Origin of the sequence: Nocardiopsis sp. B62, assembly GCF_018070675.1 — a bacterium.
Taxonomy (GTDB): Bacteria; Actinomycetota; Actinomycetes; order Streptosporangiales; family Streptosporangiaceae; genus Nocardiopsis; species Nocardiopsis prasina.
On sequence record NZ_JAGPXK010000005.1, the window covers coordinates 213,965 to 239,421 of the forward strand.

At 70.3% G+C, this 25,457-nt stretch carries 24 protein-coding genes and 1 tRNA gene; 17 read left to right on the plus strand and 8 right to left on the minus strand.

Annotated elements, in window-relative coordinates:
• Positions 1-78: 78 nt before the first annotated feature.
• The 10 genes from galU (at position 79) to KBX21_RS08430 (ending at position 8,571) form a co-directional block, all read left to right on the plus strand.
• Positions 79-1,017, plus strand: a complete 939-nt coding sequence (gene galU, locus KBX21_RS08385) for a UTP--glucose-1-phosphate uridylyltransferase GalU (RefSeq protein WP_049569658.1) — start codon at positions 79-81, stop codon at positions 1,015-1,017.
• Positions 1,018-1,130: 113 nt separating this feature from the next.
• Positions 1,131-2,357, plus strand: coding sequence for a gephyrin-like molybdotransferase Glp (gene glp / locus KBX21_RS08390; RefSeq protein ID WP_210841547.1), 1,227 nt, complete (start codon positions 1,131-1,133; stop codon positions 2,355-2,357).
• A 123-nt stretch (positions 2,358-2,480) separates the two neighbouring features.
• Positions 2,481-2,984, plus strand: a complete 504-nt coding sequence (gene moaC / locus KBX21_RS08395) for a cyclic pyranopterin monophosphate synthase MoaC (RefSeq protein WP_049569665.1) — start codon at positions 2,481-2,483, stop codon at positions 2,982-2,984.
• Complete coding sequence (locus tag KBX21_RS08400; RefSeq protein WP_199776505.1) at positions 2,977-3,486, plus strand: molybdenum cofactor biosynthesis protein B; 510 nt, start codon at positions 2,977-2,979, stop codon at positions 3,484-3,486. The genes moaC and KBX21_RS08400 overlap by 8 nt, the downstream gene beginning before the upstream one ends.
• A gap of 252 nt (positions 3,487-3,738) precedes the next feature.
• A complete protein-coding gene (locus KBX21_RS08405; RefSeq protein ID WP_049569668.1) occupies positions 3,739-4,458 on the plus strand; it encodes a GNAT family N-acetyltransferase in 720 nt (239 codons plus the stop codon).
• Between the two features lie 404 nt (positions 4,459-4,862).
• A complete protein-coding gene (locus KBX21_RS08410; protein ID WP_210841548.1) occupies positions 4,863-5,531 on the plus strand; it encodes a hypothetical protein in 669 nt (222 codons plus the stop codon).
• A 58-nt stretch (positions 5,532-5,589) separates the two neighbouring features.
• Positions 5,590-5,663: transfer RNA gene (locus KBX21_RS08415), tRNA-Ala, on the plus strand.
• A gap of 445 nt (positions 5,664-6,108) precedes the next feature.
• Complete coding sequence (locus KBX21_RS08420; RefSeq protein WP_210841549.1) at positions 6,109-6,726, plus strand: TetR/AcrR family transcriptional regulator; 618 nt, start codon at positions 6,109-6,111, stop codon at positions 6,724-6,726.
• Between the two features lie 3 nt (positions 6,727-6,729).
• Complete coding sequence (locus KBX21_RS08425) at positions 6,730-7,143, plus strand: hypothetical protein (protein WP_210841550.1); 414 nt, start codon at positions 6,730-6,732, stop codon at positions 7,141-7,143.
• 891 nt (positions 7,144-8,034) lie between these two features.
• Positions 8,035-8,571, plus strand: coding sequence for a hypothetical protein (locus tag KBX21_RS08430; protein WP_049569681.1), 537 nt, complete (start codon positions 8,035-8,037; stop codon positions 8,569-8,571).
• Between the two features lie 19 nt (positions 8,572-8,590).
• Here KBX21_RS08430 and KBX21_RS08435 read toward each other — a convergent pair whose 3' ends face one another.
• The 3 genes from KBX21_RS08435 to KBX21_RS08445 form a co-directional block, all read right to left on the minus strand.
• Positions 8,591-8,902: a sec-independent translocase gene (locus KBX21_RS08435; protein WP_017543918.1), complete on the minus strand. Its 312-nt coding sequence runs from the start codon at positions 8,900-8,902 to the stop codon at positions 8,591-8,593.
• A gap of 202 nt (positions 8,903-9,104) precedes the next feature.
• Positions 9,105-9,308: a cold-shock protein gene (locus KBX21_RS08440; RefSeq protein WP_017543917.1), complete on the minus strand. Its 204-nt coding sequence runs from the start codon at positions 9,306-9,308 to the stop codon at positions 9,105-9,107.
• Positions 9,309-9,626: 318 nt separating this feature from the next.
• Positions 9,627-11,264, minus strand: coding sequence for a dolichyl-phosphate-mannose--protein mannosyltransferase (locus KBX21_RS08445; RefSeq protein ID WP_049569685.1), 1,638 nt, complete (start codon positions 11,262-11,264; stop codon positions 9,627-9,629).
• A gap of 111 nt (positions 11,265-11,375) precedes the next feature.
• Here KBX21_RS08445 and rsmI point away from each other — a divergent pair, with 111 nt between their 5' ends.
• Both rsmI and KBX21_RS08455 read left to right on the plus strand, forming a co-directional pair.
• The gene (gene rsmI / locus KBX21_RS08450) at positions 11,376-12,251 is read left to right on the plus strand and encodes a 16S rRNA (cytidine(1402)-2'-O)-methyltransferase (RefSeq protein ID WP_049569688.1); all 876 of its coding nucleotides are present in this window, start codon (positions 11,376-11,378) and stop codon (positions 12,249-12,251) included.
• A gap of 81 nt (positions 12,252-12,332) precedes the next feature.
• Positions 12,333-12,992 carry an AIM24 family protein gene (locus KBX21_RS08455; protein ID WP_049569691.1) on the plus strand — a complete coding sequence of 220 codons (660 nt, stop codon included), beginning with the start codon at positions 12,333-12,335 and terminating at the stop codon, positions 12,990-12,992.
• 85 nt (positions 12,993-13,077) lie between these two features.
• Here the strand turns inward: KBX21_RS08455 and secD are convergent, their stop codons facing one another.
• Both secD and KBX21_RS08465 read right to left on the minus strand, forming a co-directional pair.
• Positions 13,078-15,732, minus strand: coding sequence for a protein translocase subunit SecD (secD, locus tag KBX21_RS08460; RefSeq protein WP_049569694.1), 2,655 nt, complete (start codon positions 15,730-15,732; stop codon positions 13,078-13,080).
• Between the two features lie 122 nt (positions 15,733-15,854).
• Positions 15,855-16,316: a hypothetical protein gene (locus KBX21_RS08465; RefSeq protein WP_307869176.1), complete on the minus strand. Its 462-nt coding sequence runs from the start codon at positions 16,314-16,316 to the stop codon at positions 15,855-15,857.
• Between the two features lie 198 nt (positions 16,317-16,514).
• Here KBX21_RS08465 and metG point away from each other — a divergent pair, with 198 nt between their 5' ends.
• Positions 16,515-18,332, plus strand: coding sequence for a methionine--tRNA ligase (gene metG, locus KBX21_RS08470; protein WP_210841551.1), 1,818 nt, complete (start codon positions 16,515-16,517; stop codon positions 18,330-18,332).
• A gap of 165 nt (positions 18,333-18,497) precedes the next feature.
• A complete protein-coding gene (locus KBX21_RS08475; RefSeq protein ID WP_210841552.1) occupies positions 18,498-19,421 on the plus strand; it encodes a TatD family hydrolase in 924 nt (307 codons plus the stop codon).
• Between the two features lie 48 nt (positions 19,422-19,469).
• Here KBX21_RS08475 and rsgA read toward each other — a convergent pair whose 3' ends face one another.
• From rsgA to KBX21_RS08490, 3 genes are all read right to left on the minus strand, one after another.
• Complete coding sequence (gene rsgA / locus KBX21_RS08480; protein ID WP_210841553.1) at positions 19,470-20,591, minus strand: ribosome small subunit-dependent GTPase A; 1,122 nt, start codon at positions 20,589-20,591, stop codon at positions 19,470-19,472.
• Positions 20,592-20,786: 195 nt separating this feature from the next.
• Entirely contained in the window at positions 20,787-21,644 is an 858-nt protein-coding gene (locus KBX21_RS08485) for an MHYT domain-containing protein (RefSeq protein ID WP_374225703.1), read from the minus strand.
• Positions 21,645-21,789: 145 nt separating this feature from the next.
• Entirely contained in the window at positions 21,790-22,332 is a 543-nt protein-coding gene (locus KBX21_RS08490) for a TetR/AcrR family transcriptional regulator (protein ID WP_026129138.1), read from the minus strand.
• A 246-nt stretch (positions 22,333-22,578) separates the two neighbouring features.
• Between KBX21_RS08490 and paaN the strand changes: the two genes are divergently transcribed.
• From paaN to KBX21_RS08505, 3 genes are all read left to right on the plus strand, one after another.
• The gene (paaN, locus tag KBX21_RS08495; protein WP_210841555.1) at positions 22,579-24,252 is read left to right on the plus strand and encodes a phenylacetic acid degradation protein PaaN; all 1,674 of its coding nucleotides are present in this window, start codon (positions 22,579-22,581) and stop codon (positions 24,250-24,252) included.
• 138 nt (positions 24,253-24,390) lie between these two features.
• Positions 24,391-25,095 (plus strand): carbonic anhydrase, encoded by a 705-nt coding sequence (locus KBX21_RS08500; protein ID WP_049569716.1) that lies wholly within the window; start codon positions 24,391-24,393, stop codon positions 25,093-25,095.
• A gap of 74 nt (positions 25,096-25,169) precedes the next feature.
• Positions 25,170-25,415, plus strand: coding sequence for a hypothetical protein (locus tag KBX21_RS08505; protein ID WP_017543904.1), 246 nt, complete (start codon positions 25,170-25,172; stop codon positions 25,413-25,415).
• Positions 25,416-25,457: the final 42 nt, after the last annotated feature.

Genomic DNA, 25,457 nt, shown 5'->3' on the forward strand with positions numbered 1-25,457 from the left:
CCGAAACGACGGGGACTTCTCGGCCACGGGAAGTCATCGGTCCACGTAACGCGGGTTGTCTGTCCTAAAGTGCCGTTCATGAGCGCCGACACCGACCAGAAGCGATCCCGCACCGACGCCGCCGTGACCAAGGCGGTCGTTCCGGCCGCGGGCCTGGGCACCCGCTTCCTGCCCGCCACCAAGGCCACTCCCAAGGAGATGCTGCCGATCGTGGACAAACCCGCGATCCAGTACGTCGTGGAGGAGGCCGTCGAAGCCGGGCTCGGCGACGTCCTCATGATCACCGGGCGCAGCAAACGCTCCATTGAGGACCACTTCGACCGCGCCTACGAACTCGAGGAGGCGCTCGCCGCCAAGGGGGAGGAGGACAAGCTCCGCTCGGTCCGCGAGTCCAGCGACCTCGCCCAGGTCCACTACGTCCGCCAGGGTGAGCCCCGGGGGCTGGGACACGCCGTGCTGTGCGCGCAGGCCCACGTGGGCGACAACCCCTTCGCGGTGCTCCTGGGCGACGACCTCATCGAGTCGGCCGACCTGCTCCGCCGCATGATCGAGGTCCGTCAGAGCCACGGCGGCAGTGTCGTCGCGCTCATGGAGGTGGAGCCCGAACAGGTCTCCCTCTACGGCTGCGCGGCGGTGGAGACCACCGACGAGGACGACGTCGTCACCGTCACCGACCTGGTTGAGAAGCCCTCGCGCGAGCAGGCGCCCAGCCGTTGGGCGATCATCGGCCGCTACGTGTGTGACCCGGCGGTCTTTCCCGTACTGCACGACACCCCGCCCGGGCGCGGTGGCGAGATCCAGCTGACCGACGCCCTGAAGGAGCTGGCCAGGACCAGCCCCGAGAAGGGCGGCGGTGTGCACGGCGTGCTGCTGCGCGGCAACCGCTACGACACCGGGAACAAGGCCGAGTACATCCGCACCGTGGTCGAGTTCGCCTGCGGCCGCCCGGACCTGGCGGACGAGCTCCTGCCCTGGCTGAGGGAGTTCCTGGACCGCCAGGAGAAGCTCCGGGGCTGACCCGGGGGCACCGGGTCCGGGACGTCGGCTCCGGAGGTCGTCACAATGGGACCGGGGCCTCCCCCTGTGACGGGGGAGGCCCTCACAGCGCGTCCACGACCCGGAAGGACCTCATGAAGAGCGTCGAACAGCACATCTCCGACCTTCTGGGGCTGGTCGCGGTGCCCGAGCCGACCGAGCTGGACCTGCTCCAGGCGCACGGGACCGTGCTCGCCGAACCGGTCGTCTCCCCGGTGTCCCTGCCGGGCTTCGACAACTCCTCGATGGACGGCTACGCCGTGCACGCCGCCGACCTGGCCGAGGCCACCGCCGACCGCCCCGTCCGGCTGCCGGTGGTGGCCGACATCCCGGCGGGTGACGCGGACCCCGCCGCGATCCGGCCCGGACTGTGCGCCCGCATCATGACCGGCGCCCCCCTACCCGAGGGGGCCGACTCCGTGGTCCCGGTGGAGTGGACCGACGGCGGCACCGTGGATGTGGCGATCCACCGCCCCGCGCAGGCGGGGGGTTTCGTCCGGCGCCGGGGCGAGGACGTGATGGAGGGCGCGACAGTGCTGAGCGCCGGGGTTCGCGTCGGTGCGGGGGAGATGGGTGTCCTCGCGGCGGTCGGGTGCCGCTCGGTGCCGGTCCGCCCTCGGCCGCGCGTGGTGGTGCTCTCCACCGGTGAGGAGCTGGTCGAGCCGGGCCGCCCCCTCGGTCCGGGGCAGATCTACGAGTCCAACAGCTACATGCTGGCCGCCGCCGCCCGGGACGAGGGCTGCGAGGTGTACCGCCACGGCTTCGTCGGCGACGACCCGGTCACCGTCTGGGACACGTTGGAGGACCTCCTGGTCCGCGCCGACGTGGTGGTCACCACCGGCGGTGTGAGCATGGGCGCCTACGACGTGGTGAAGGAGGTGCTCTCCACCAAGGGCACCGTGGAGTTCACCCAGGTGGCGATGCAGCCCGGCAAACCCCAGGGGTTCGGCACGATCGGACCGGACGACACTCCGATCATCACCCTCCCGGGCAACCCGGTGAGCGCCTTCGTGTCGTTCCACCTGTTCGTTCGGCCGGTCCTGCGCAGGCTGCGGGGTCTGCCCCCGAACCCCCTGCCGAGTGTGCGGGCGCGCCTGGCCACCCCGGTCGGATCGCCCCGGGACCGCCGCTCCTACCTGCGCGCGGTGCTGTCCGACCCCATCGCGCCGGACCCGGTGCCCGCGGTCGCTCCGGCGGTGCGCCAGGGCTCCCACCAGCTGTCCGCGCTGGCCGGGGCCAACGGTCTCCTGATCGTCCCCGAGGAGGTCACCGAGCTGGCCGCCGGTGAGATGGTGGAGGTCCTGGTCCTGCCGGAGCCCTGAGCAACGGTCCGGCTGTCCCCGCGGAGGAGTACCGTCGTCCTGGGACACGCGCCGCGCGTCCCCGTGGCTGACCGTTCCGGGCTGCCGCGTGTTCCGTACCAGACGATGAGTGGCTCCACAGCGATGACCGACACCCCACGCCCGGAGGCGCACCCCTCCGGCCTCACGCACCTCGACGAGTCCGGCTCGGCGCGCATGGTGGACGTCTCCGCCAAGTCCGTCAGCGCCCGTACGGCCACGGCCACCGGCAGGGTCCTGCTCAACCCGGAGACGGTCGCGGCCCTGCGTGGCGGAGGGGTCCCCAAGGGTGACGCCCTCGCCGTCGCCCGGATCGCCGGTATCCAGGGGGCCAAGCGCACCCCGGACCTCGTTCCGCTGTGCCACCCGATCGCCGTGCACGGCGTGGACGTTGACCTGACGGTGACGGACGACGGGGTGGACGTCAGTGCCACGGTGCGCACCGCAGACCGCACCGGCGTCGAGATGGAGGCGCTCACCTGCGTGATGACCGCCGCGCTCGGACTGGTCGACATGGTCAAGGCGATCGACCCGGAGGCCGAGGTGACCCGGGTGCGGGTCGAGGAGAAGACCGGCGGGAAGAAGGGCCACTGGAGGCGCGGTGAGTGACGCCGTGCACCGGGTCGCGGTGGTGACCGCCTCCAACCGCGCGGCGTCCGGGGTCTACCCGGACCGCTCCGGGCCGGTGATCGTCGAACGGCTCCGGGCCATGGGCTGCGCGGTCGTCGGGCCGTGGGTGGTTGCTGACGGCGCGCCCGTCGCCGAGGCGATCGAGCGGGCCCTGGACGAGGGCGTGGACGCCGTCCTGACCACCGGGGGTACCGGGCTCACGCCGCAGGACCTCACGCCGGAGGCGACGCGCCCGCTCCTGACACGGGAGATCCCCGGGATCGCGGAGGCCCTCAGAGCGGCTGGTCGGGAGAAGGGTGTGCCCACGGCCATCCTCTCGCGGGGCCTGGCCGGGATCGCGGAACGTTCCGGACACCGCGCGGTCGTGGTGAACCTGCCCGGTTCCCGAGGCGGCGTGCGCGACGGGATGGACGTCCTGGAGCCTGTTCTGGGCCACGCGATCGACCAGCTCCGGGGTGGAGACCATCCTCGGCCCGAATGACACCCGACAATGACCGGAATCACATCCGGGGCATTCCGGGAGCGGAGAATTGCTTGACCCCCCTCCGGTTTTCGGTGCTGGAGTGAATGGAGTTTGGAAACATCCGATTCTCGTGCAGTGAGGGTGACGCCCGCCACCTCACGCCCGCGGAGTGGAATACTGGAAGGCGTCACCGACACCGGGAGCTCCGCGAGCGCCGAGGGCCGGTGGCACGACCGCGCAGGGCGGTCCGGAGGGCTTGGAAGGACGGACGTGAACCGCAGACAGGGGTGGCCCGTCACCCTTCACGAAGGGCCGATCGCGCTTCGCCCTCTGCGCCTTCGCGACGCCCCCCTCCTCCGGGACACCCGGGCGCGCAACGCCGAGTGGCTGCGTCCCTGGGAGCCCACCTATCCCGAGATGCCGCTCCGCACCACCGGGCTGACGCCCTACGTGGCCATGCTCCAGGCCATCCGCCGCGAAGCCAGGCTGGGCCTGTCGATGCCGTGGTCCATCACCTACGAAGGCCGCTTCGTGGGACAGCTCACAGTGGGCGCCATCGTGTGGGGCTCGGCCAGATCGGCGCAGGTCGGCTACTGGGTCGACAGTGCCTACGCTGGGCGGGGGATCACCCCGACCGCCGTCGCCCTGGCCGTCGACCACTCCTTCTTCACCGTCGGACTCCACCGGATCGAGGCCAATATCCGTCCCGAGAACCGCGCCAGCCGACGAGTGGTCACCAAGCTGGGATTCCGCGACGAGGGGGTGCGCAGACGTCAGCTCCACATCGACGGAGCCTGGAGGGACCACATCTGCTACGCGCTCACGGCGGAGGAGGTACCCCGAGGAGCGCTGCGCCGCTGGTACGACGGGGCTCCTTCCGGTCCGCCAGAGGAGGGGAGTTCCGGCCCCGGTTCCGCATTGGGGCCACAGGGCCCGAACGGTGTCGACGATCCGTGGGATCCGGCGAGTCCGTACCCGGGATCGAACTGAACATGGCACGATCACGGATGCGTCCGGATCTTAAACCCCTCTTTAAGCACAATGATTCATTACTTTGCGTTGAATTGGCACTGCGCTCCGCAGTCATCGCCTGACCTGCTCTTTCGTTCGGGAGGGTGTGACGACCGAAACTGAGGGTCCACAATCTTGCGACACTCCGGTCGGAATGTGGCGCATTTATGGACACGGGGTCGTACCGTGCGGAACATAGACGCATTGACGATGCGGGCAACGCGTGGATATGGCGCACGGGAATCGATCCCGGTCCGACGAGGGCCAGGAACGAAGTCCAGCCGGAGGACGTCTCTACTTCCGGGAGTACGTCCAGCCACACGCGCGGCGGTGTCGACGAAGTGTCGACCAACGTTCAGTGGCCGTCATCGTGAGGAGGGGTGATGAGCAGCTCTCCTCTGTACCTGGCCATCGTGGTGGTCTGGCTCATCGTCCTCGTCCCGATGCTGCTGCGGAAGGACTCGGTGGACTCCGTCCACGAGGACACCCGCCGCGAGGACGAGGACGTCGAGGCGACCGAGGCCGACGAGTACTTCGAGCAGCGCGCTGAGGACGCCTCAGACGACGAGGCGGACCCGGACCTGACCGAGACCCAGGTGATCCACCGTCCCGTCCTCAGTGGCGACCAGGGCGCCGTGGGGGAGGCTCCGGAGCGGAGCCAGCCGGTCGCCGAGGCGCGCACGCGTGTCGGGCACGAGCCCCGGTCCCGCGTCATCGCGCGCCGGCGCCGACGGACCACCGTCCTCACCCTGCTGAACGTCGGCACGATCATCGCGGTCGCCTTCGGTCTGGGTCCCTGGTGGGTGATCGCCCCGCCGGTCCTGCTGCTCTTCGGGCACATGGCCCTGCTGCGCGAGGCCGCCAAGGCCGACGCCGAGCGCCGCGAGGCGGCGGTCAGGGCGCGCCGCCGGGCGGCCCTGAGGGCTCGCCGAGCCGAGGTGGAGCAGGCCCGCGAGGCCGAGCGCGAGGCCGAGATCATCGCCTTCATCGAGCGTCGCAGCCACGTCTACGACCAGTACGCGGACGCCCGACTGCGGGCCGCCGGAGACTGAGCCAGAAGGTCCGGTTCGGACCACACGCAATCTCCTGATAGTCTTTCAAACGTCTTCAGGGGCTATGGCGCAGTCCGGTAGCGCACCTCGTTCGCATCGAGGGGGTCTGGGGTTCAAATCCCCATAGCTCCACTTCACTCTGAAACGACCCTGCTCGGGGGCCTCTGGCCTCCTTGCCGGGTCGTTTCGTCTTTCCCCAAGGGGGCGACCCCCTTGGTACCCCCGGGTGGCTCTGAAACGACCTTGCTCGGGGGCCTCTGGCCTCCTCGCGGGGTTGTTCTGTCTTTCCTCAAGGGGCACGACGACCGCGAGACACGTCGAAGGGCCCGGTTCAGCGAACCGGGCCCTTCGACGTGTCCCTGGCCGTGCCGGACGGATGCTGCTGTTCCCTGTGGCGGGCGGTCGTCCGGACCGGAGCCCCGAGTGTCACCGGCGAAGTGTCTATCCCCTGAAGCGGGTGGACCGGTGTGCGTCCCAGGGTACCTCGGTGGTCCCGGATGTCCTATGGGTCGGGGAGCGCGGATCTCGGTGCGACCGGATCTATCCAGTGGAAACTTTCCGTTGTATAGTCTGCTGCATGGCAGACGGATACCACCATGGGAACCTGCGGGCCGCAGTGCTCGCGCGGGCGGCGGAGGTCATCGAACGGGAGGGCCCCTACGCCTTCAGCCTGCGATCACTCGCGGCCGACCTCGGAGTGAGCCACACGGCCCCGCGGTACCACTTCGGCAGCAGGGAGGGCGTTCTCAACGCCCTGGCCACCGAGGGCTTCGCCGAGCTGGCCGACCGGTTGGCCGTCAACAGGGAAGCGGGCGGCGGTTTCCTGGAGTCCGGGGTCGAGTACGTCCGCTTCGCCACGGAGCGCCCGGCGCACTTCCAGGTGATGTTCGCGCCGACCCTGCTCGACGAGGCCGACCCCGCGCTCGCCGCCGCCCGGGGCGCCGCCTTCGACGAACTGCGCTCCGGTGTGGCCTCGGTGTCCGACGAGGGGAACCGGGTGGACGACCCGGCCGCCGGGGTGGTGGCGGGCTGGTCGATCGTGCACGGCATCGCCACCCTGGCGCTCACCGGAAACCTCGACAGCTCCGGCGTGCGGGCCCTGCTGGGGGACACCGATCTGCTCACCATCACCCGACGTAGCGCCGGGCTCCTCTTCGGCCCCTCGGGGCGACCCCCCTCACCAGCACAGGAGTGACCCATGTCCGCCGCAGCGCTCATCACGTCCGGCGCCGTCCTGCTCACCGTGGTCGGCATCGCCTACGGGGGCACGTTCATGCTCCGGGTGGTCAACGGTGCCTTCCCCGCCAACGAACTCCAGCGCTCCTACTTCCGCGCGGGGCACGCGCACGCCGGGGTCCTGGTGATCCTCGGCCTGGTCGTCCGACTCCTGCTGGACCAGCCCACCGTCCCGGACTGGGGGCGGCTCCTCGGTGACCTGGTTCTCCTGGCCACCGTCCTGATGCCCGCCGGGTTCTTCCTGTCGGTGGTGGGCCGCGATCCCCAGGCCCCCAACCGGCTGAGGGTCCTCATCCCGTTGGGGGCGGCGAGTCTGGTGATCGGCCTGGTCGCCGCGGGTGTCGCGCTCATCGTGGGTGGCCTGGCGATCCGCTGAGCCCTCCGCCTTTCCGGTCGTGAACGGCTTCCCCGTCCCGGTGTGGAAGGGGGAGCCGTTCACGGCGTTTTCGGCGGAGAATACTGCCGTTAGTGATTGGCCGAAAACCGGCTTCGGCTCCTGCGGCGGGACCGTCTTCCAGGGGGAGGCGCGTTCCACCTCCGATACGAAGCGTGATCGTCCGTCTTCTGGTGATACGCCCAAGAAGCCATGGTCTGTGGCGGTTTCTTCTGGCTTGTCCCCCTACTGGTCCGCGTCACCACGACGGGACCCGAACCGGCGCCGCCGATTGTGCGGTTTCCCAGCGCCCAAACCACAATAGCGATACCATCACACTCTGTTATGTTCGCCCTCGGGGATTTTGCCCCGCGCCGGTCTTGTCTTTGCAGGTCATCGGGGAGGGTCTGTTTGGCATGGGGCAAAGGGAACTCGCCTGAACTGCGACGACAGTGACTTCAGTGGGCTTTCCTGTGCCACTGCTGCAATCTTCGGTCGAGGGCTGACCACGGAATGACGAATATTCGAGCATGGGTCTTGTGAAGCCCGTCCGGATGGGACATCTTGGTTGCGGGATGGGCCGGAGACATCGATGGAAAGGTGGATGCCATGACCATGCACGCGAAGGCCTCTCGCAAGAGCAACGGCTGGAGCTGGTGGTAACCAGCACACGCTGAACGTTCTCCTGGGAACTCACGTGTAGGGGGGTCTGTCCGACGTCGTCGGCGGGCCCCTTTCGCGTGCCCGGAACGGGCGCGTTCACGGAGCGCAGGGGCGGCTTCGCGGGGGACCGCCACCGGGAGGGGGGATTTGACCCCCGACCGCAACGGGTAGGAGCCCGGTACGACAACAGGACAGTCAGGTCCGGATCGACCGTGAAGGGGCGGAACCTCCGTGTCCGACTCCCCCCAGTACCCAGGCGGATACCAGCAGCCAGAGGAACCAGAACCGCAGGGCGGGTACGTCCGCCCCACCGAATCCGAGCAGGCGCCGCGCCGCGCCGCACCCCGGCCGGAACCGAGACCGGGGGAGCACGAACCACCGGTCGCAGCCGAACGGTTCCGGCGTACGACCCCGGCCAGGAGCAAGGTCATCCCGGTGGAACGGAGCCGGGGATTCTGGCGCCTGGCCACCGGCACCGTCTTCTACGTCATGATCGTCGGCGGTATGGCCGACTACGTCGATCCGGGTCTGCGCATCGCCGCCCACCTGGGCTTCTGGCTCCTGATCGGGCTGGCGTTCCTGGTCGCGACGGCCCGCGAGCGCCGTCACGACTGGGCGCCCCGCCCCCGGTGGCCGTGGATCGCCGCGGCGCTGGGCGGCGCGGTGACGGCGGAGGTGCTGATCGTGGTCCTGGGCTCGCCCGCGATCATCATCGGGGGGGTGGTGCTGCTCGCCCTGGGATCGTTCTTCCTGATGCTGGTCGGCTGAGGGGCCGACGGCAGGAGCGCTACGTGGCCTCGTCGTCGAAGGGCGGGCGCTTGCCGTTGAGCTGGGAGGCGGGCCTGCGCTCCGCCTCCTCCTCTTCCTCCCAGAAGTGCTTCTGGATGAAGCGCTTGGGATTGAGGTCCTGGACATCGAAGTCCTTGTACTCCGGGCCGAGCCCCTCCTTGATGTCGTTGGAGGCGGAGTTGGCCATGGTGCGGAGCTGGCGCAGGACCCGGCCGACCTGCTGGGCGGCCTTGGGGAGCTGGTCGGGGCCGAAGATCAGCAGCGCGATCAGCAGGAGGATGACGAACTCTGCCCCACTGATGCCGAACATGTTCAGTCCTCGCTCCTGGTGTACCGACCGGCTTCAAGCAGGTTAACCGGTATCGCCGGGCTTGGGTAACCGCGTACCCCCTTGTTGGGGATCGGCGCGGCGCGGCCCTCCGAACACCCGGGGAAGCCCCCGGTCCGCCGCCCGAAAGCGGTCCAGCCCCCCGCTCGACGAGCGGAGGGCTGGGAAGACGCACGTGTGACGGTCAGACCGCGCGAACGTCCGCCGCCTGCGGGCCCTTCGGGCCCTGGATGATGTCGAACTCGACCTTCTGGTCCTCTTCCAGGTTCCGGAAGCCGGTACCCGCGATCGCCGAGTAGTGCACGAACACGTCGGGCTGACCACCCTCGACGGCGATGAACCCGAAACCCTTCTCAGAGTTGAACCACTTCACGGTGCCCTGAGCCATGTGCTCTCCCTTGGGGACTACGGCGGGACCGCACCCTGCTGGTCCCGGGTCGCCGGGCGCCAACCGACGAACGGTAATCCCGAATCGACGAGCGCCCACGTGCAGTTCCGCGAGGCGCCTCGGGCATCCATGGAAACAACAACAGCAACCAGTTGCAGACAGTACCAGGGGGAGTGGGGCTTTGCCGAGACTTTTCCGGCGCGAATCCGCGATTCCGGAGTGTCCTCTTTCGGCAACTCGAAACTGTTGCTTTCCTGCCCTTCTGCCACTAATGGAGATGTGTTCCGGGGAACGGTTTTCACCGTTCCCCGGAGTGTGTCAGGAAGCGTCCCTGCCGTAGACCCACACGTCGAACCAGAGCCGGTCGCGCCAGGTCTCCTCAGGTATCGGATAGGCGGACAACACCGGATACAGATAGGTGAAGTGGGCGATGATCAGCAGGACCACCACACCGAAGACCACCCCGCCCAGCGCCCGTAGGTACGGGGTGAACCGGGGGCTGTCCTCGCCAGCGCCCATCACCAGTCCCAGCGCGAGCACGATCGCCAGCACCAGGAAGGGCAGGATCGGCAGCGCGTAGAACAGGAACATGGGGCGTTCGGGGTAGGCGAACCACGGAAGCCAGCCCGCGGCGACCGCGAGCAGCACCGCGCCCGCGCGCCAGTCACGGAAGGTGATCCACCAGCCGAACATCACGGTCACGGCGATGATGCTGAGCCACCAGACGACCGGGGTACCGATGGAGACCACCGAGGTCACGCAGTTCCCGGTGTCGCACCCCACGGCCTGGCCGTTGTAGTGGAACAGCACCGGGGTGCGCATGACCAGCCACTCCCACGGCGCCGAGATGTAGGAGTGGTCGCTGCTCAGGTTGGAGTGGAAGTTCATCATGCGGCCGTGGTAGTCCCACAGGCTCCACAGGGCCTCCAGCGGCGAGCGCAGGAACCCCGGAATCCAGCCGGGGACGAGGCCCTCAGCGAAGTCCCGGTTGTAGCCGCCCCGGGTGAGGAGCCAGCCCGACCACGAGACGAGGTAGACGACGCCCGCCACCACCACGGTCTGCACGAACGCGGGGACGGCGTCGAAGCCGAACCACCGGCCCAGCGGACGACGCTGACCCGCGCTGCGCCGGGCCCCGTAGTCCCAGGCGACGGTGAGCAGGCCGAAGGCCGCCACGAAGAACAGGGCGGACCACTTGGTGCCGATCGCCAGACCGAAGCACAGCCCCGCAGCCAGGCGCCACCAGCGCATACCGAGCCAGCCCACCGCGGTGACGTCGGCCCCGGCCTCGGCGAGCCGTGCCAGCCGCTCCCTCGTGCGGTCCCGGTCGATCACCAGGCACGCGAACCCGGCCAGGATCCACAGGGTGAGGAAGATGTCCACCATGGCGATGCGGCTGAGCGTGAAGTGCAGGCCGTCCATCGCCATGATGAGCCCGGCCGTGCAGCCGAGCAGCACGGAGCGGGTCATCCGGGTGGCGAGCCGTACCAGGATGAGCACCGAGAGGACCCCGGCCACGGCCGAGGCCACCCGCCAGCCCTCGGGGGTCACGGCCGAGCCGAACGGCATGATCGAGTACAGCCAGTCGCCGAGCGCGATCATCCACTTGCCGACCGGCGGATGGACGATGAAGTCGCCCCCGCCGGTCCAGATGTTCGAGTCCCCCTGGCTCAGCAGGTCGTCGGAGTGGTCCAGCGCGTCGTGCTCGTACCCGAACTCCCAGAGGGCGTGGGCGTCCGTGGCGTAGTAGGTCTCGTCGAAGTAGATGCGGTCGGGCTGGCCGAGGTTGAAGAACCTCAGCGCCCCCGCGAAGCCCGCGACGACGAGGGCGCCCAGCCACCCCAGCCACCACGGGCTGGGCAGGCGGGGCGAGAAACGGGAACGGAGCGTGGGCGGCTGGGCCGCGGCCGGGGGGTTCGAGGGTGGTACCTCGCTGTGAAGTGCGGTGCTGGTCATCTCGGCTCGTAGGTTGGGGTCAGAGATGGGGGTCCGTTGCGGACGGGCCGCGAAACCGGGTTTCGGGTGGCGCGATAGAGCCAACCGTAGCGCGACAGAACGGGGATCACAGTGGTTGAGGTCGTTGACGGGACGCGGCGAGTCGGGAGGCTCGTGCTGGCGGGTCTGCCCATCGGAAACCAGGAGGACGCGCCGCCCCGACTGCTCCACGCGCTCGAGGAGGCGCGCGTGATCGCGGCCGAGGACACCCGTCGCCTCAGGCAGTTCGCCTCCCGTTCCGGCATCCGGTTGGGCGGGGCGACCGGTGCCCGGATCGTGTCCTACTACGACCAGAACGAGAGCCGCCGGAGCGAGGAACTCCTGGCCGACCTCCGCCGTGGCGAGGAGGTGCTGGTCGTCACCGACGCCGGGATGCCCGGGGTGTCCGACCCCGGATACCGTCTGGCCGCCGCCTGCGCGGACGAGGGGATTCCGGTCACCGCCATTCCGGGTCCGTCCGCGGTGACCACGGCCCTGGTGGTGTCCGGGCTGCCCACCGACCGATTCTGCTTCGAGGGCTTCCCTCCGCGCAAGGGCCTGAAGGGGTATCTGACCGAACTGGCCGACGAGCGCCGCACGATGGTGTTCTTCGAGAGCCCGCACCGGATCGCCGCCACCCTGGAGGCGATGTCCGGGGCCTTCGGGGCGGACCGCCGCGCGGCGGTGTGCCGTGAGCTCACCAAGACCTACGAGGAGGTCCGCCGGGGCGGTCTCGGGGAGCTGGCCGCGTGGGCGGCCGAGGGGGTGCGGGGCGAGATCTCCGTGGTCGTGGAGGGTGCCCGCCCCCGGGCGGAGCGCACCAGTGACACCGACCTGGTGGAGGCAGTGGCCGCCCTGGAGGAGGAGGGTGTGCGCCGCAAGGAGGCCATCACCAGGGTGGCCAAGGAGACCGGGGTGCCCAAGCGCCGCGTGTACGACCTGGTCCACGGGGTCGTCGAAGCTGAGTGAGACCCGCGTCGCTTCCCGGAACCTTTTCCGGCGGGCGGCGTCGAACCTGGCAGTAACGGCGACAGGAACGAGGATCCGACCATGCGCAGCGAGCTCTTCCAGCAGGCCCAGGAGACCCAGCGCCCGGGCATGCACCTGCAGAACCACAAGATGCTGAGGGTGGGCCTGAACGGCGAGTTCCTCGCCCGGCAGGGCTCGATGGTCGCCTACCAGGGCAACATCGACTTCGCCTACCAGGGATCCGGCAGCGTCGGAAAGTTCTTCAAGAAGGCCTTCACCGGTGAGGGCCTGCCGCTGATGCGCGTCTCCGGGCAGGGCGACGTCTTCCTGGCCCGGGACGCCTGGGACATCCACCTGATCGACCTGGAGGGCGACTCCATCACGGTCAGCGGGGAGAACGTACTCGCCTTCGAGCCCGGCCTCGATTGGGACATCCGCCGTGTCCAGGGCGCCGGAATGGCGGCCGGGGGCCTGTTCAACACCGTGTTCACCGGGCACGGCCGAGTGGCGGTCGCCTGCCACGGGACCCCCGTGCTGCTCAACGTCGACCAGCCCACCTTCGTCGACACCGACGCGGCCGTGGCGTGGTCGAGCACGCTCCGGGCCGGGATCCGGAGCACCGTCAGGGCGGGCGCCATCATCGGGCGCGGCAGCGGTGAGGCCTTCCAGCTCTCGCTGGAGGGTCAGGGCTTCGTGCTGGTGCAGGCCTCGGAGGGCGCCCCCGCCCCCACGCAGGCCTGACGCAGAGCGCTCCCGGAAACGGGGAGGGGCCCCGGCCCGCGCGGTGGGCGCGGACCGGGGCCCCTCCTCTGCCTGCGGGCCGGGATCAGACGACGGCGCCGTCGTCCGCGTCCCGGGCGGCCTTGGCGGCCACCTTCTCCTTGGCCTTGCGCTCCTTGAGCACATGCGGCGCGGGCGTCCTGTCCCACTTCTGGAGCCAGATGGCGATCGGCACCGCGACGAACACGGTGGAGACCACACCGGTGGTGAGACCGACCAGCATCGCGATGGAGAAGTCCTGGAGCGAGGACCCACCGAGGAAGGTGAGGAAGCCCAGGATGATCCACGCGCCGACGGTCGTGTTGACCGTACGCGGCAGGGTGTTGAGCACCGCGCGGTTGGCGATCTCCTTGAACGAGGACTTCTCGTCCCTCGCCCACTCGTCTCGGACACGGTCGAACACCACCACCGTGTCGTTGACCGTGAAGCCGATGACACTCAGGATCGCGGCGAGGAAGACACCGTCGATCGGCTTGCCCAGCCAGATGAACAGACCGATGACCAGCACCATGTTGAAGGCCAGCGACAGCATGGTGGAGACACCGAAGGACCAGCGGAAACGCCAGGCCAGGTAGATCATCTGGAGGGCCAGGGCCGCAGCCAGGGCGATCAGGGCCCGGTTGCGCAGCTCGTCGCCCATGCTCGGGCCGATCAGCTCGTCGCTGACCATCTCCACGCCGCCGGTCTCCTCGGTGAGGGCGTCGGCGATGCCGGCGGCCTCGGCGTCGGAGATGTCACCGGTGCGCACGGCGATGTCGCCGTTACCGGACTCCTGCACCACGGCGGTGTCCGAACCCGGGAAGTTCAGCCCGGAGATGACCGAACGCGCCTCGTCGACCGAGAGGGTCTGGTCCCCGGTGATCTCGTACTCCAGGACCCGGCCGCCGGTGAACTCGACACCCAGGTTGGTGTCGCGGACCAGCGGGGCGGCGATCGCGACGAGCACGATCAGCGCCGCGACGATCAGACCGTTGCGGCGGTGGTCCATGAGCTGCGGGTTCTTCTCGACCAGCCAGGTGCGGACCGGGCCGATGCGGTCGAGACCGGTGATCGACGGGTGCTTCTTGATGACCGCGCGCCGCACGGCCCACTCGACGAACACGCGCGCGATGATCAGTGCGGAGATCATCGACGCGATGGTGCCGATGCTCAGCGTGACGCCGAAGCCCTGCACGGTGCCGGAGGCGAAGAAGAACAGCAGACCGGCGGCGAGGAACGTGGTGACGTTGGTGTCGAGGACCGCGCTCCAGGCCTTCTGCGTGCCCTGGACGAACGCCTTCTCCAGGTTGGGCGCGATGGCGCGGCGGCGACGGCGGGCCAGCGCGCCGCTCTCCGACTTGGCCGACTCGGAGTCGCCGGCGTCCTTCATGCCCGCGGACTTGTTGGCCTCGTAGGTCCGCTGTTGGCGCTGGTACTCCTCACGCGCGCGCTCGAAGATCAGCACGTTGGCGTCGATGGCCATACCGATCGCCAGCACGAAACCGGCCAGACCCGGGAGGGTCAACGTGGCCCCCAAGGCGACCAGCGCTCCGTAGGCGATCAGCGTGTAGAACGCCAGGGCGATCGAGGCCAGGAAGCCCACGAGCCGGTACACCACCGTGATGTACAGGGCGGTGAAGGCGATGCCGAGGAGCGCGGCGATGGCGCTGGCCTCGATGGCGGCGGCACCCAGGGTCGGGCCGACGGTCTGGCGCTGGACCTCGGTGACCGGCAGCGGCAGCGAGCCGCCCTCGATCAGCACGGCCAGCTCTTCGGCGCTCTCACTGGTGAAGTCGTTGCCGCTGATGGTGGTCTGACCACCGGACATACCGGCTTCACAGCCGATCTCCGGGGACACCTGCGGGGCGGAGATGATCTGGTCGTCCAGCACGATCGCCACACGGCGGCGGGGGTCGCCGTCGTTGTAACAGGCGGCCTTGCCGGTCAGTTCGCGCCACTGCTCGCGGCCCTCGCCACGGAAGCCGACGTTGACGACCCACTGGGCGCGGTTGGCGCTGTCCAGCGCAGCGTCGGCCGTGGAGACCCGGTCGCCCTGGATGAAGGTCTCACCCAGCTGGAGCATGTTGCCCTGCTCGTCGGGCAGGGTCTGGGCGACGTCCTCGGGGTTCTCCGCGGAGGGGCCCGCGGGAGCCTGGGGCATGCCGCCCTGGCCGCCGAGCATGTCCTCCAGGCCCTCCATACCCTCGAGGCCCTCCATGCCCTCCGGCAGTTCGCCGCCGCCCTCGGGGGCGCCGTCCTGGCCGTCGGAGGGGGCGCGGGCCTCGTCCGCGGGCGGGTTGGCGAAGTCGCCGCCTCCGCCGGGAGCCTGCACGCCCTGGCCACCCTGGTCGCCGACGCCCAGGACCTCGTGGAAGGACAGCTGGGCGGTCTGGCCGACGATCTGCGCGGCCTCCGCCGGGTCCTGCACGCCCGGGAGTTCGACGATGATGCGGTTCTCACCGGAGCGGGACATGGTCGCCTCGGCCACACCGAGGCGGTCGATGCGCTGTCGCAGCACCTCGACGACCTTGTCGGTGTTCTCCGAGTTGGCCTGCGTGCCGTCGGTGCCGTCCTGGGTCTCCAGGACGATCTGCGTGCCGCCGCTGAGGTCGAGCCCCAGGCGCGGTGGGATGAACCACGCCGCGCCGAACGCGACGAGGATGACGAGGAGGGAGATGAGCGCGCGTGTCCAGCGCGCCCCGGCTCCCGTTTGACTGGACAAGGGGTGAACCTCTCACTGCGGATGGTGGGTACCGGTCGCTTGCCCGGCGGCGCCGGGCAGGGGGGTGCGTGGGGCCGGTCCCGGCGCCGTCGAGGGCTCCGGGAGACGGCCGACCGGGATGGTCAGACGAGGGTGTGCGCGGTGAGAGGCGGTGCCCGGGTGGGCGGCAGCTCCTCCGCGTCGACCGTTTCGGGAACGGGGTCGTGGTGCGGCAGGGGCAGCGGCCACCAGGGTTGGTCCCACACCGCCAGGCGCAGTGCGCACGTGGGGACGACATCGGGCAGGTCCCGCAGTACCGACCGCTGGTCGCAGACGGAGACGGGCGGCCCGAGGGAGACCGTCTGGGTGCCGCGGTAGGGGTGCGCCTCCTCCGACGCCCCCGAGGGGTCGTCGTCGGCGGACTCCGCGGCGTCGCGCTCGGGGGCGCTGTGCCCTCCGTGCGCGGGCAGGGCGACGGTGTCCCTCTCCCCGGACAGGCCGGAGGCCACCGGGAAGGACAGGATGACCAGCAGGACCACGCTGGTGATCAGCGATCCGGTCCGCAGGGCAGGGCGGGGTAGGGCACGGGTAACCGTGGGGACCACCGCCTCAGAGCCGGGTTGGAGGGTCGTGCTGGCATCGGCCGGTGCCCCCGGGGGCACACGGCTCCATCCAGCAGAGCATACGGGTAGGCACCCTTCGGGGGGAATCACGTGAGTCGCCCCTGTGGACGGGGCCCTCCCCGGCGGACACCGGGTGTCCTTTGGTGCTCGGACACCCCGGGCCACCTTTAGTCTTGAGTCATGTCGTCGAATCGCCACATCCTGACCGCGGTCGCCTGGCCCTACACCAACGGCCCGCGCCACATCGGCCACGTCTCCGGTTTCGGGGTCCCCTCCGACGTCTTCTCTCGCTTCCAGCGAATGTCGGGGAACAGCGTGCTGATGGTCAGCGGCACCGACGAGCACGGCACCCCGATCCAGGTGCTGGCCGACCAGGAGGGCGTGTCCGCCCGGGAGCTGGCCGACCGCTACAACCGGATCATCGCCGAGGACCTGGTCGCGCTCGGACTGTCCTACGACCTGTTCACCCGCACCACCACCGGCAACCACTACTCCGTCGTCCAGCAGCTGTTCACCACGCTCTACGACAACGGTTACGTCTTCACGCGCACCACCCAGGGCGCGATTTCCCCGTCCACCGGCCGTACGCTGCCCGACCGCTACATCGAGGGCGTCTGCCCGATCTGCGGCTTCGACGGCGCGCGCGGCGACCAGTGCGACAACTGCGGGAACCAGCTCGACCCGATCGACCTGATCTCGCCCCGTTCGCGGATCAACGGCGAGACGCCGGAGTTCGTGGACACCGAGCACTTCATGCTCGACCTGCCCGCCTTCGCCGACGTCCTCACCGACTGGCTCAAGGGCAAGGAGGGTGAGTGGCGCCCCAACGTCCTCAAGTTCTCCCTGAACCTGGTGGAGGACCTCCAGCCGCGCGCGGTCACCCGTGACCTCACCTGGGGCGTGCCGATCCCGCTGGACGGCTGGAGCGACAACGCCGCCAAGCGCATCTACGTCTGGTTCGACGCGGTCATCGGCTACCTGTCGGCGTCCATCGAGTGGGCCCGGCGCGTGGGGGAGCCCGAGGCCTGGCGCCGCTGGTGGCAGGGCGACGAGAACGAGTCCTTCTACTTCATGGGCAAGGACAACATCGTCTTCCACTCGGTCATCTGGCCGTCCATCCTGCTCGGAGCGAGCGGGAAGGGCGACCGGGACGGCGACGTCGGTCCGCTCGGCGAGCTGAACGTGCCCACCGAGGTGGTCTCCAGCGAGTTCCTCACCATGGAGGGGCAGAAGTTCTCGTCCTCGCGCCGCGTGGTGATCTACGTGCGCGACTTCCTGGAGCGCTACTCCGCCGACGCGCTGCGGTACTACATCATGGCCGCGGGTCCGGAGAACCAGGACACCGACTTCACGTGGGCCGAGTTCGTCCGCCGCAACAACGACGAGCTGGTGGCGGCCTGGGGCAACCTGGTCAACCGCTCCATCTCCATGGCGGCCAAGAACCTCGGTGAGATCCCCGCCGCGGGTGAGCTCACCGACGAGGACCGCGCGGTCCTGGCCGCCTCCCGGGAGGCCTTCGCGACCGTGGGCGCCCGGCTGGAGAGGTCGCAGTTCAAGGCGGCGCTCCAGGAGGCCATGCGCACCGTCGCCGAGGCCAACAAGTACATCTCCGACCAGGCTCCGTGGGCGCTCAAGAAGACCGACCCGGAGCGGATGGCGACCGTCCTGCACGTCTCCCTCCAGCTGGTCAGCGACGCCAACACCCTGCTCACGCCGTTCCTCCCGGAGTCGGCGAACAAGGTGTACGCGATGCTCGGAGGCACGGGCACCTGGACGGGTATGCCGCGCATCGAGTCCGGCCACGACACCATCGGCGGCTCCGAGGAGAAGGTGGACTACCCGGTCATCACCGGTGACTACGCCGACAACGACGCCCGCTGGGAGTCGGTGCCGATCGTCGCGGGCACCCCGCTGGGCCGTCCCACCCCGTTGTTCACCAAGCTCGACCCGTCCGTCGTGGACGAGGAGCTGGCCCGCCTGTCCGGCGGCGACGAGTAGCGCCCGACCCCGCGCCGAGGCGGGCACCGGACCCACGCGGACCGGTGCCCGCCTCGGCGTGTTCGAGGCCGTTCGGGCCCCGTGGTGCCCATCGGTGCCGATTCGGGGGACCGGGCCACCTAGAATCACCACGGCGCACGCGGTACACGGTGATGGGGGCATGACATGGGCAGACGCAAGGGCAGTGCGGTCAGGGAGCGCAACGCGCAGACCCCGCCCCCCGCACCCGAGGCGCTGCCGGTGCAGGTGGCAGACAGCCACACCCACATGGACATGCAGACGCCCGAGGTCGAGGAGATCATCGCGGCCGCCGAGGCCGTGGGCGTCACCCCGCTCGTGCAGGTGGGCGTCGACCTGTCCTCCTCGCGTTGGGCGGCGGAGGTCGCCGCGAAGCACCCCGGCAAGGTGTGGGCCGCCGTCGCCCTGCACCCGAACGAGGCGCCGCGCGTGGTGCACGGCGACGGCGCCGAGGGCGTGGAGGCCGACGACACCGACTGGACAGGGAAGGCCCGCCCCGCCGGGGGGATCGAGGCCCTGGAGGCGGAGCTCGCCGAGATCGACGCGCTGGCGGCGCTTCCACAGGTGGTGGCGGTCGGAGAGACCGGCATGGACACCTTCCGGACCGGTCCCGAGGGCGCCCGCGCCCAGGAGGCGTCCTTCCGCCGCCACATCGCCATCGCCAAGAGGCACGGCAAGGCGCTCATGATCCACGACCGCGAGGCACACGAGGACGTCCTGCGGATCCTGGAGGAGGAGGGCGCGCCCGAGCGGGTGGTCTTCCACTGCTTCTCCGGCGACGCCGACATGGCCCGGGTGTGCGCGGAGCGGGGCTACTACATGAGCTTCGCGGGCAACGTCACCTTCGCCAGCGCCGAGCCCCTGCGCGAGGCGGCCAAGGTCGCCCCGCCCGAACTGGTGCTCGTGGAGACCGACGCCCCCTTCCTCACTCCCAAGCCCTACCGGGGCCGCCCCAACGCCCCCTATCTCATCCCGCTCACCCTGCGGGTGCTGGCCGGGACCAAGGGACTGGGCGAGGAGGAGCTGGCCGGGATCGTCGCGGACAACGCGCGGCGGGCCTTCGGGTTCTGAACGGGCGGGGCCGGAGCGGGTGAACACCCGCCCCGGCCCCGAGCCGGGTCAGAGGCCGCGCTTGAGCCTGCCGGCCTCCCGTCCCTCGCGGGTGTTGCGCTTCCACTCCCTGCGGCGCTCCGCACGCAGGCGGGCGTCGCCCCGGGACCGGTTCCACCCGGCCTCGCGGCGCAGCCTGAACCAGCGTTCGAGGCGCCCGGAGTCCAGCTCACCCTCGTCCACGGCGGCCCTGACCGCGCACCCGGGCTCGGCGCCGTGGGAGCAGTCCCGGAACCGGCACCGTTCCGCCAGTTCGTTGACGTCGGCGAAGGCGCGCTCCAAGCCACTCCCGTCCCCGGGGACGTCGATGCGGCGCACTCCCGGGATGTCCAGGAACAGCGCGCCCCCGGGCATGGCGATCAGCTGGCGGTGGGTGGTGGTGTGGCGGCCGCGACGGTCGTCGCGGATCGCCCCCGTCTCCATGACCGGCCGCCCGGCCAGCGCGTTGAGCAGGCTGGACTTCCCGGCGCCCGAGGTGCCGAGCAGGACCCAGGTGGCCCCTGGGCGCAGACGGGCGGACAGCTCGTCCAGGCCGAGGCCCCTGTGTGCGCTCACGGTGTGCACCTCGACGCCCGTGGTGACCGACTCGACCAGCTCGACCACCTCGGGGAGGCGGTCACCGGCGAGTTCGGCCTTGGTGACGGCGACGACGGGTGCGGCGCCGCTGGTCCAGGCGAGGCTGAGGAACCGTTCCAGACGACCCACGTTGGGTCCCTGGTCGGCGGCCTCGCAGATGAGGACGGCGTCCACGTTGGCCGCCAGGACCTGGTCATGGGAGTCCTTGGCCACGCCCTGGCGGACGAGGGTCCCCGAGCGTTCCAGGACCGCCTCGACCAGCCACGTGTCGCCGGAGCGACGGACAGCCACCCAGTCCCCGCTGGTCGGTGCGGTGAAGGGGTCGGCCTCCGCGGCCCTGCGCACCTCGGGGGAGAGCGCGGCGGTCTCGTGCCCGGGCAGGCGGACGCCGACGGCGCCTCGTCGGGCCTCGGAGACCCGGGCGGGGAGCAGGACGTGCGGCGCGTTGTGGGCGACGGCGTCGAAGGCGGTCTCGACGCGGGTGTTCCAGCCCAGTGCCGAGAGCGGGTGGGCGGGGTGTTCTTCGGATATGGGGTTCGTGCTGTGGTGACTCACGGTGCTCTTTCTGGGAGCGCGAGCCGCCGCTTGACGCTACCTACGGCTCGCTGACGACGGAAGTTCGGAAACCGGGGCCGGGCATGGGGTGGGCCATGGCGTGCTCCTCTCGTCAGCGGCCGGCGCGGACCGCACGGCACGCACCGACCCTAGGACAGGGCTCGGGCGCGGTGCCAGTGGTTTTTCCGGTGCCGGTCAGCGGCGCCGGGTCCACACGTCGTCCCCGGGCCGGGGTTCCGACGGGGCGCCGTGTCGGGGCGTGTAGGTGTCCTCGGAGCCGACCGTGTGTTCCGCCGCCCGGTGTGAGGCGCGGGAGTAGTCCCGACGTTCGTTCTCCTCGTCGTCGCCGAGCAGGAGGAAGAGGCTGCAGATCAGCAGGAGGACGAACAGCCCGGTGATCACCGGGAGCAGGAGGTCCCAGGCCTTGGCTCCGTCGGGTGGGCTGACGGGGGTGAAGTCGGGCGGGACCACGTGCATCCCGGCCATGCTGGTGTAGTGCGTGGCGGTGACCGCGGCGGCCATCACCGCGGAGGCGAGGAGGATCGCGGGCGGTCCCTGCAACTGGCGGGCGCACCACAGGGCGACGGTGGAGGCCACCACGGCGATCACGGCGGAAACGGCCGTGAGGGTCGGGTCGTGGTGCATGGTCCCGTGCACGTTCATGGCGACCACGCCGACGTGGTGCATGGCGATGATGCCGACGCCGACCAGGACGCCGCTGGCCAGGAGCCGCACGGCGGTGGCCTGGCGCACGATCAGGTGCAGGGCGAGCACGGTGGCCACCACCGGGATCACCCCGCTGACGGCGGTCAGGGGACCGTCGTAGCGCAGGGCGGTGCCGGGGACGCTGAACCCGAGCATGGCGACGAAGTGCATCGCCCAGATGGCCATGCCGCCCAGGGCGAGCGCGGCCAGCCCCTGCCACTGCCATCGGAAGAAGCCGGTCGTGCGGCGGGCCCTGGCCGCGAAGGAGAGTCCCAGGAACGCGCCTATGACCGAGATGGCGTAGGCGATCGAGGGTGTCATCCAGCCTTGGGGGAGGAGATCGGACACGGTCCCTCTGCTTTCCATGAAGTGGGTCCCAGACATGACCCCCGTTCATGGAGCGTAGGGACGCTCGCCGCCGATGACCAGGGGTTCCACCACCGAATCGATGGCCTGATGTGGCCAGGGGTGATTCCTGGGGCCAGTGGGGCGATCAGTCCCGGCTGGACCGCAACCCTTCGAAGGCGATGCGGCACAGGGAGTCGGCGATCTCCTCGCAGGACATGCCCCGGTCCGGCTTGTACCACTCGACGATCGAGTTCACCATGCCGAAGAGCAGGCGGGAGGCGACCGCGGGGTCGACGTCGCTGCGGATGTCACCGTCGACCACACCCTCGCGGACGAGGTCGGCGATGAGGTGGTCGAACCTGCGGCGCCGCTCCAGGGCGTGCTTCTCCACCTCGGTGTTGCCGCGCACCCGCAGCAGCAGGGTGACGTGGGGCAGCTCCTCGACGAGCACCCGGACGCTGCCGCGCATCACGTGTTCGAGCCGCGCGATGGCAGGGCCGGTGGTCGCGCCCTCCTCGCGGGTGACCTCGAACAGCGCGTCCATGGCCAGGTCGAGCGACTGGCGCAGGAGTTCGGACTTGCCGGTGACGTGGTGGTAGATCGCGGACTTGGTCACGCCGAGGGCACGAGCCAGGTCCTCCATGCTCGTTCCGTCGTACCCGCGTTCGTTGAACACGCGAGCGGCCACGCGGAGCACGGAGTCGGCGTCGTGCCCGGGGCGGCCGGAGCGGCGCCTGCCGGTCTGCCTCGGGGCGGCTGGTTCGGGTGCGGAAGATCGGGACACGGTTGTCGAATCTACCTCGTGACGGGGGCGAACGTGCGCGGGGTCGGTGGTCCGACCGCGTCGGCCGCCCGAGGGTTTGCTAACTTAACGAACGGTCGGTTGGTAAACCACCCTAGACCCCGCACCACCACCTGAGGAAGGGCGCGCGCCGTGTCGAAATCCCACCCGGACCTGCTGGAACGACACCGGACCACCCTCGACGACGCCGTGGCGGCGGTCCGCGGGCGCTACCACCACTCCGCCTTCCCGGAGTCGCCGAGCCGGTCGGTCTACGGCGAGGACGCCGCCGCCCGGGGGCGGGCCGCCTTCGAGGCGCTCCTCGACCGGGACTTCCCGCTGTCCGGACCGGGAGGGAGGGGCCGCGTGGCCACGGAACGCTCCCCCTACGGCCCGGAACTGGGCGTGGGCTACCCGCGCGCCGACCCCGACGCGCTGCTGGCCGCCTCCCGCCGCGCCCTCGCTTCCTGGCGCCGCGTACCCCTCGACGTGCGCACGGGGGTGTGTCTGGAGATCCTCGACCGTCTCAACCGGCGTTCCTTCGAGATGGCGCACGCGGTGCAGCACACCACCGGCCAGTCCTTCGTCATGGCCTTCCAGGCGGGCGGACCGCACGCCCAGGACCGGGGGCTGGAGGCGGTCGCCCTCGCCCACGACCTGATCACGCACTACGCGGGCGAGTCCCGGTGGGAGAAGCCCCGACGCCGGGGCGGCCCGATCACCATGGCCAAGCGGTACACCGCGCGGGGCCGGGGGGTCGGTCTGATCATCGGCTGCAACACCTTCCCCACTTGGAACTCCTACCCCGCGCTCTTCGCCAACCTGGTCACCGGCAACACCTCGATCGTCAAGCCGCACCCGGGCGCGGTCCTGCCGTTGGCCATCACCGTGTCCGTCGCGCGCGACGTGCTCACGGAACAGGGGCTCGACCCCGACGTGGTCCTGCTGGCGGCCGAGGCCCCCGAGGACCGCCTCGCCGCGGACCTCGCCACGCGCCCCGAGACGCGGCTCGTGGACTTCACCGGCTCCACGGAGTTCGGGGACTGGCTGGAGGAGAACGCCCGACAGGCCTTCGTCAGCACGGAGAAGGCCGGGACCAACACGGTGGTCGTGGACTCCACGGACGCCTACCGTCCGATGCTCGCCAACCTCGCCCACTCGCTGGCGCTGTACAGCGGCCAGATGTGCACCACCCCGCAGAACGTCTACATCCCGGCCGGGGGCGTGACCACGGACGAGGGGCACCGGAGCGCCGACGGGTTCGCAGCCGACCTCGCCGCCGCAGTCTCGGAGATCGCCGCCGACCCCGCCCGCCTGGTGGGCGTGCTGGGCGCCGTGGTCAACGACGGGGTGCGGGAGCGGGTGGACGCCGTGGCGGACCTGGGCGAGGTCCTGCTCGCCCCGACGGCACCCGAGCACCCGGAGTTCCCGGGGGCCGTCGTCCGCACCCCGGCCCTGGTCCGGCTGTCCGCGCGGGACCGCGACGTGTACGGGCGCGAGCACTTCGGCCCGGTCTCCTTCGTGATCACCACCGCCGACACCGACGAGTCCCTGCGCCTGTTCGGCGAGACCGTCGCCGAGCGCGGTGCCATCACCGCCTCCGTGTACTCCACCATGGAGGACGTGCTGGAGCGTGCGGAGGAAACGGCACTGGAGGCGGGGGTCAACCTTTCCGCGAACCTGACGGGCGAGGTGTTCGTGAACCAGTCGGCGGCCTTCAGCGACTTCCACGGCTCGGGCGCCAACCCGGCGGCCACATCGTCGCTCACCGACCCCCGTTTCGTGGCGGGCCGGTTCGACTTCGTGCAGGCCCGCAAGCACGTCTGATTCCGGGGTTGGCTGAATGTGGCCATGCGGCGTTAGGAACGCGTCAATCCACTTGTGAGCGCTCCCGAGCCAGGAGTAGCTTTTACCCGCTTTGCTGGCAAAAGTCATTTTGTTCGTAAAACGGAAAAAGAGCCCCAAATGGCTATAACCCGTCGCGGTGCCTTCAAGGCGTCGCTTCTCGGCGGCGTCGGCGCCGCCGTCGCCACCACCATCCCCGCCTCCGTCGCCTGGGCCGACGCCGCCCCCGCGGCCCCCGCCGCCCGGAACGCCCGGGAGGCCCTGCGCCTGCTCAAGGAGGGAAACCGCCGCTGGTCGCGATACGCGTCCAGACACCCGAACGAGGGCAGAGCCCGCCGCGCGCAACTGGTCGAGGGCCAGGCGCCCTTCGCGACCATCCTCGGCTGCGCCGACTCCCGTGTCCCCCCGGAACTCGTCTTCGACCAGGGCCTGGGCGACCTCTTCACCATCCGTTCGGCCGGCCAGGTCCTGGACGGCTCCGTGCTCGGCAGCCTCACCTACGCCGTGGAGCACCTGCACACGCCGCTGATCGTGGTCATGGGTCACCAGACCTGCGGCGCCGTCGACGCCGCCGTGGAGGCCCACCGCACCGGTGAGCTCCCGCACGGACACATCGGCGGTCTGGTCGCCGAGATCCTGGAGGTCGTCGAGTCCACCCCCGACGACGGCGAGGACTTCCTCGACGACTGCGTCCGGGCCAACGCGGAGCACATCGCGCGGCTCCTGCGCGAGGACGACGAACTCGGCGAGTTCGTCTCCGACGGCAGGCTGGAGGTCGTCGCGGCCCGCTACGACCTGGAGGACTCCAAGGTCGTCTGGCTCTGACCCCCACTGGCCAGTCCGCCGAGTATGGGGGAGAATGCCGGTGACCATCCCCCCGGCAGTGCAGGGAGCCCGGAATGTTCCGGATCGCGATCAGTCGGCTCACCGACGGCGGCCAGCGCATCACCCCCGAACACCGGGGAACAGCGCTGTCCGTCGACGAGGCGGTCCTCGCCCTCCGGGAGCATCTGCCCTCGGTGGACACCAGTGCCTTCGGCAGTGACGCCGTGCAGCGCTCGGTCAACCGGGTCAACGACTTCCGCCACGACGTCGCGACGTCGGACGGCGGACACTACCGGGTGGTCATCGCGCCGATGATGTGAGTCCGGTGCCACGGGGACCCGTGGCACCGGACGCTCCGTTCC

Bases quoted from the DNA above. Each gene is read 5' to 3' on its own strand.
- galU (WP_049569658.1), top strand. From the start codon at position 79: ATGAGCGCCGACACCGACCAGAAGCGATCCCGCACCGACGCCGCCGTG.
- glp (WP_210841547.1), top strand. From the start codon at position 1,131: ATGAAGAGCGTCGAACAGCACATCTCCGACCTTCTGGGGCTGGTCGCG.
- moaC (WP_049569665.1), top strand. From the start codon at position 2,481: ATGACCGACACCCCACGCCCGGAGGCGCACCCCTCCGGCCTCACGCAC.
- KBX21_RS08410 (WP_210841548.1), top strand. From the start codon at position 4,863: ATGAGCAGCTCTCCTCTGTACCTGGCCATCGTGGTGGTCTGGCTCATC.
- KBX21_RS08420 (WP_210841549.1), top strand. From the start codon at position 6,109: ATGGCAGACGGATACCACCATGGGAACCTGCGGGCCGCAGTGCTCGCG.
- KBX21_RS08425 (WP_210841550.1), top strand. From the start codon at position 6,730: ATGTCCGCCGCAGCGCTCATCACGTCCGGCGCCGTCCTGCTCACCGTG.
- KBX21_RS08435 (WP_017543918.1), bottom strand. From the start codon at position 8,902: ATGTTCGGCATCAGTGGGGCAGAGTTCGTCATCCTCCTGCTGATCGCG.
- KBX21_RS08440 (WP_017543917.1), bottom strand. From the start codon at position 9,308: ATGGCTCAGGGCACCGTGAAGTGGTTCAACTCTGAGAAGGGTTTCGGG.
- KBX21_RS08445 (WP_049569685.1), bottom strand. From the start codon at position 11,264: ATGACCAGCACCGCACTTCACAGCGAGGTACCACCCTCGAACCCCCCG.
- KBX21_RS08455 (WP_049569691.1), top strand. From the start codon at position 12,333: ATGCGCAGCGAGCTCTTCCAGCAGGCCCAGGAGACCCAGCGCCCGGGC.
- metG (WP_210841551.1), top strand. From the start codon at position 16,515: ATGTCGTCGAATCGCCACATCCTGACCGCGGTCGCCTGGCCCTACACC.
- KBX21_RS08475 (WP_210841552.1), top strand. From the start codon at position 18,498: ATGGGCAGACGCAAGGGCAGTGCGGTCAGGGAGCGCAACGCGCAGACC.
- KBX21_RS08500 (WP_049569716.1), top strand. From the start codon at position 24,391: ATGGCTATAACCCGTCGCGGTGCCTTCAAGGCGTCGCTTCTCGGCGGC.
- KBX21_RS08505 (WP_017543904.1), top strand. From the start codon at position 25,170: ATGTTCCGGATCGCGATCAGTCGGCTCACCGACGGCGGCCAGCGCATC.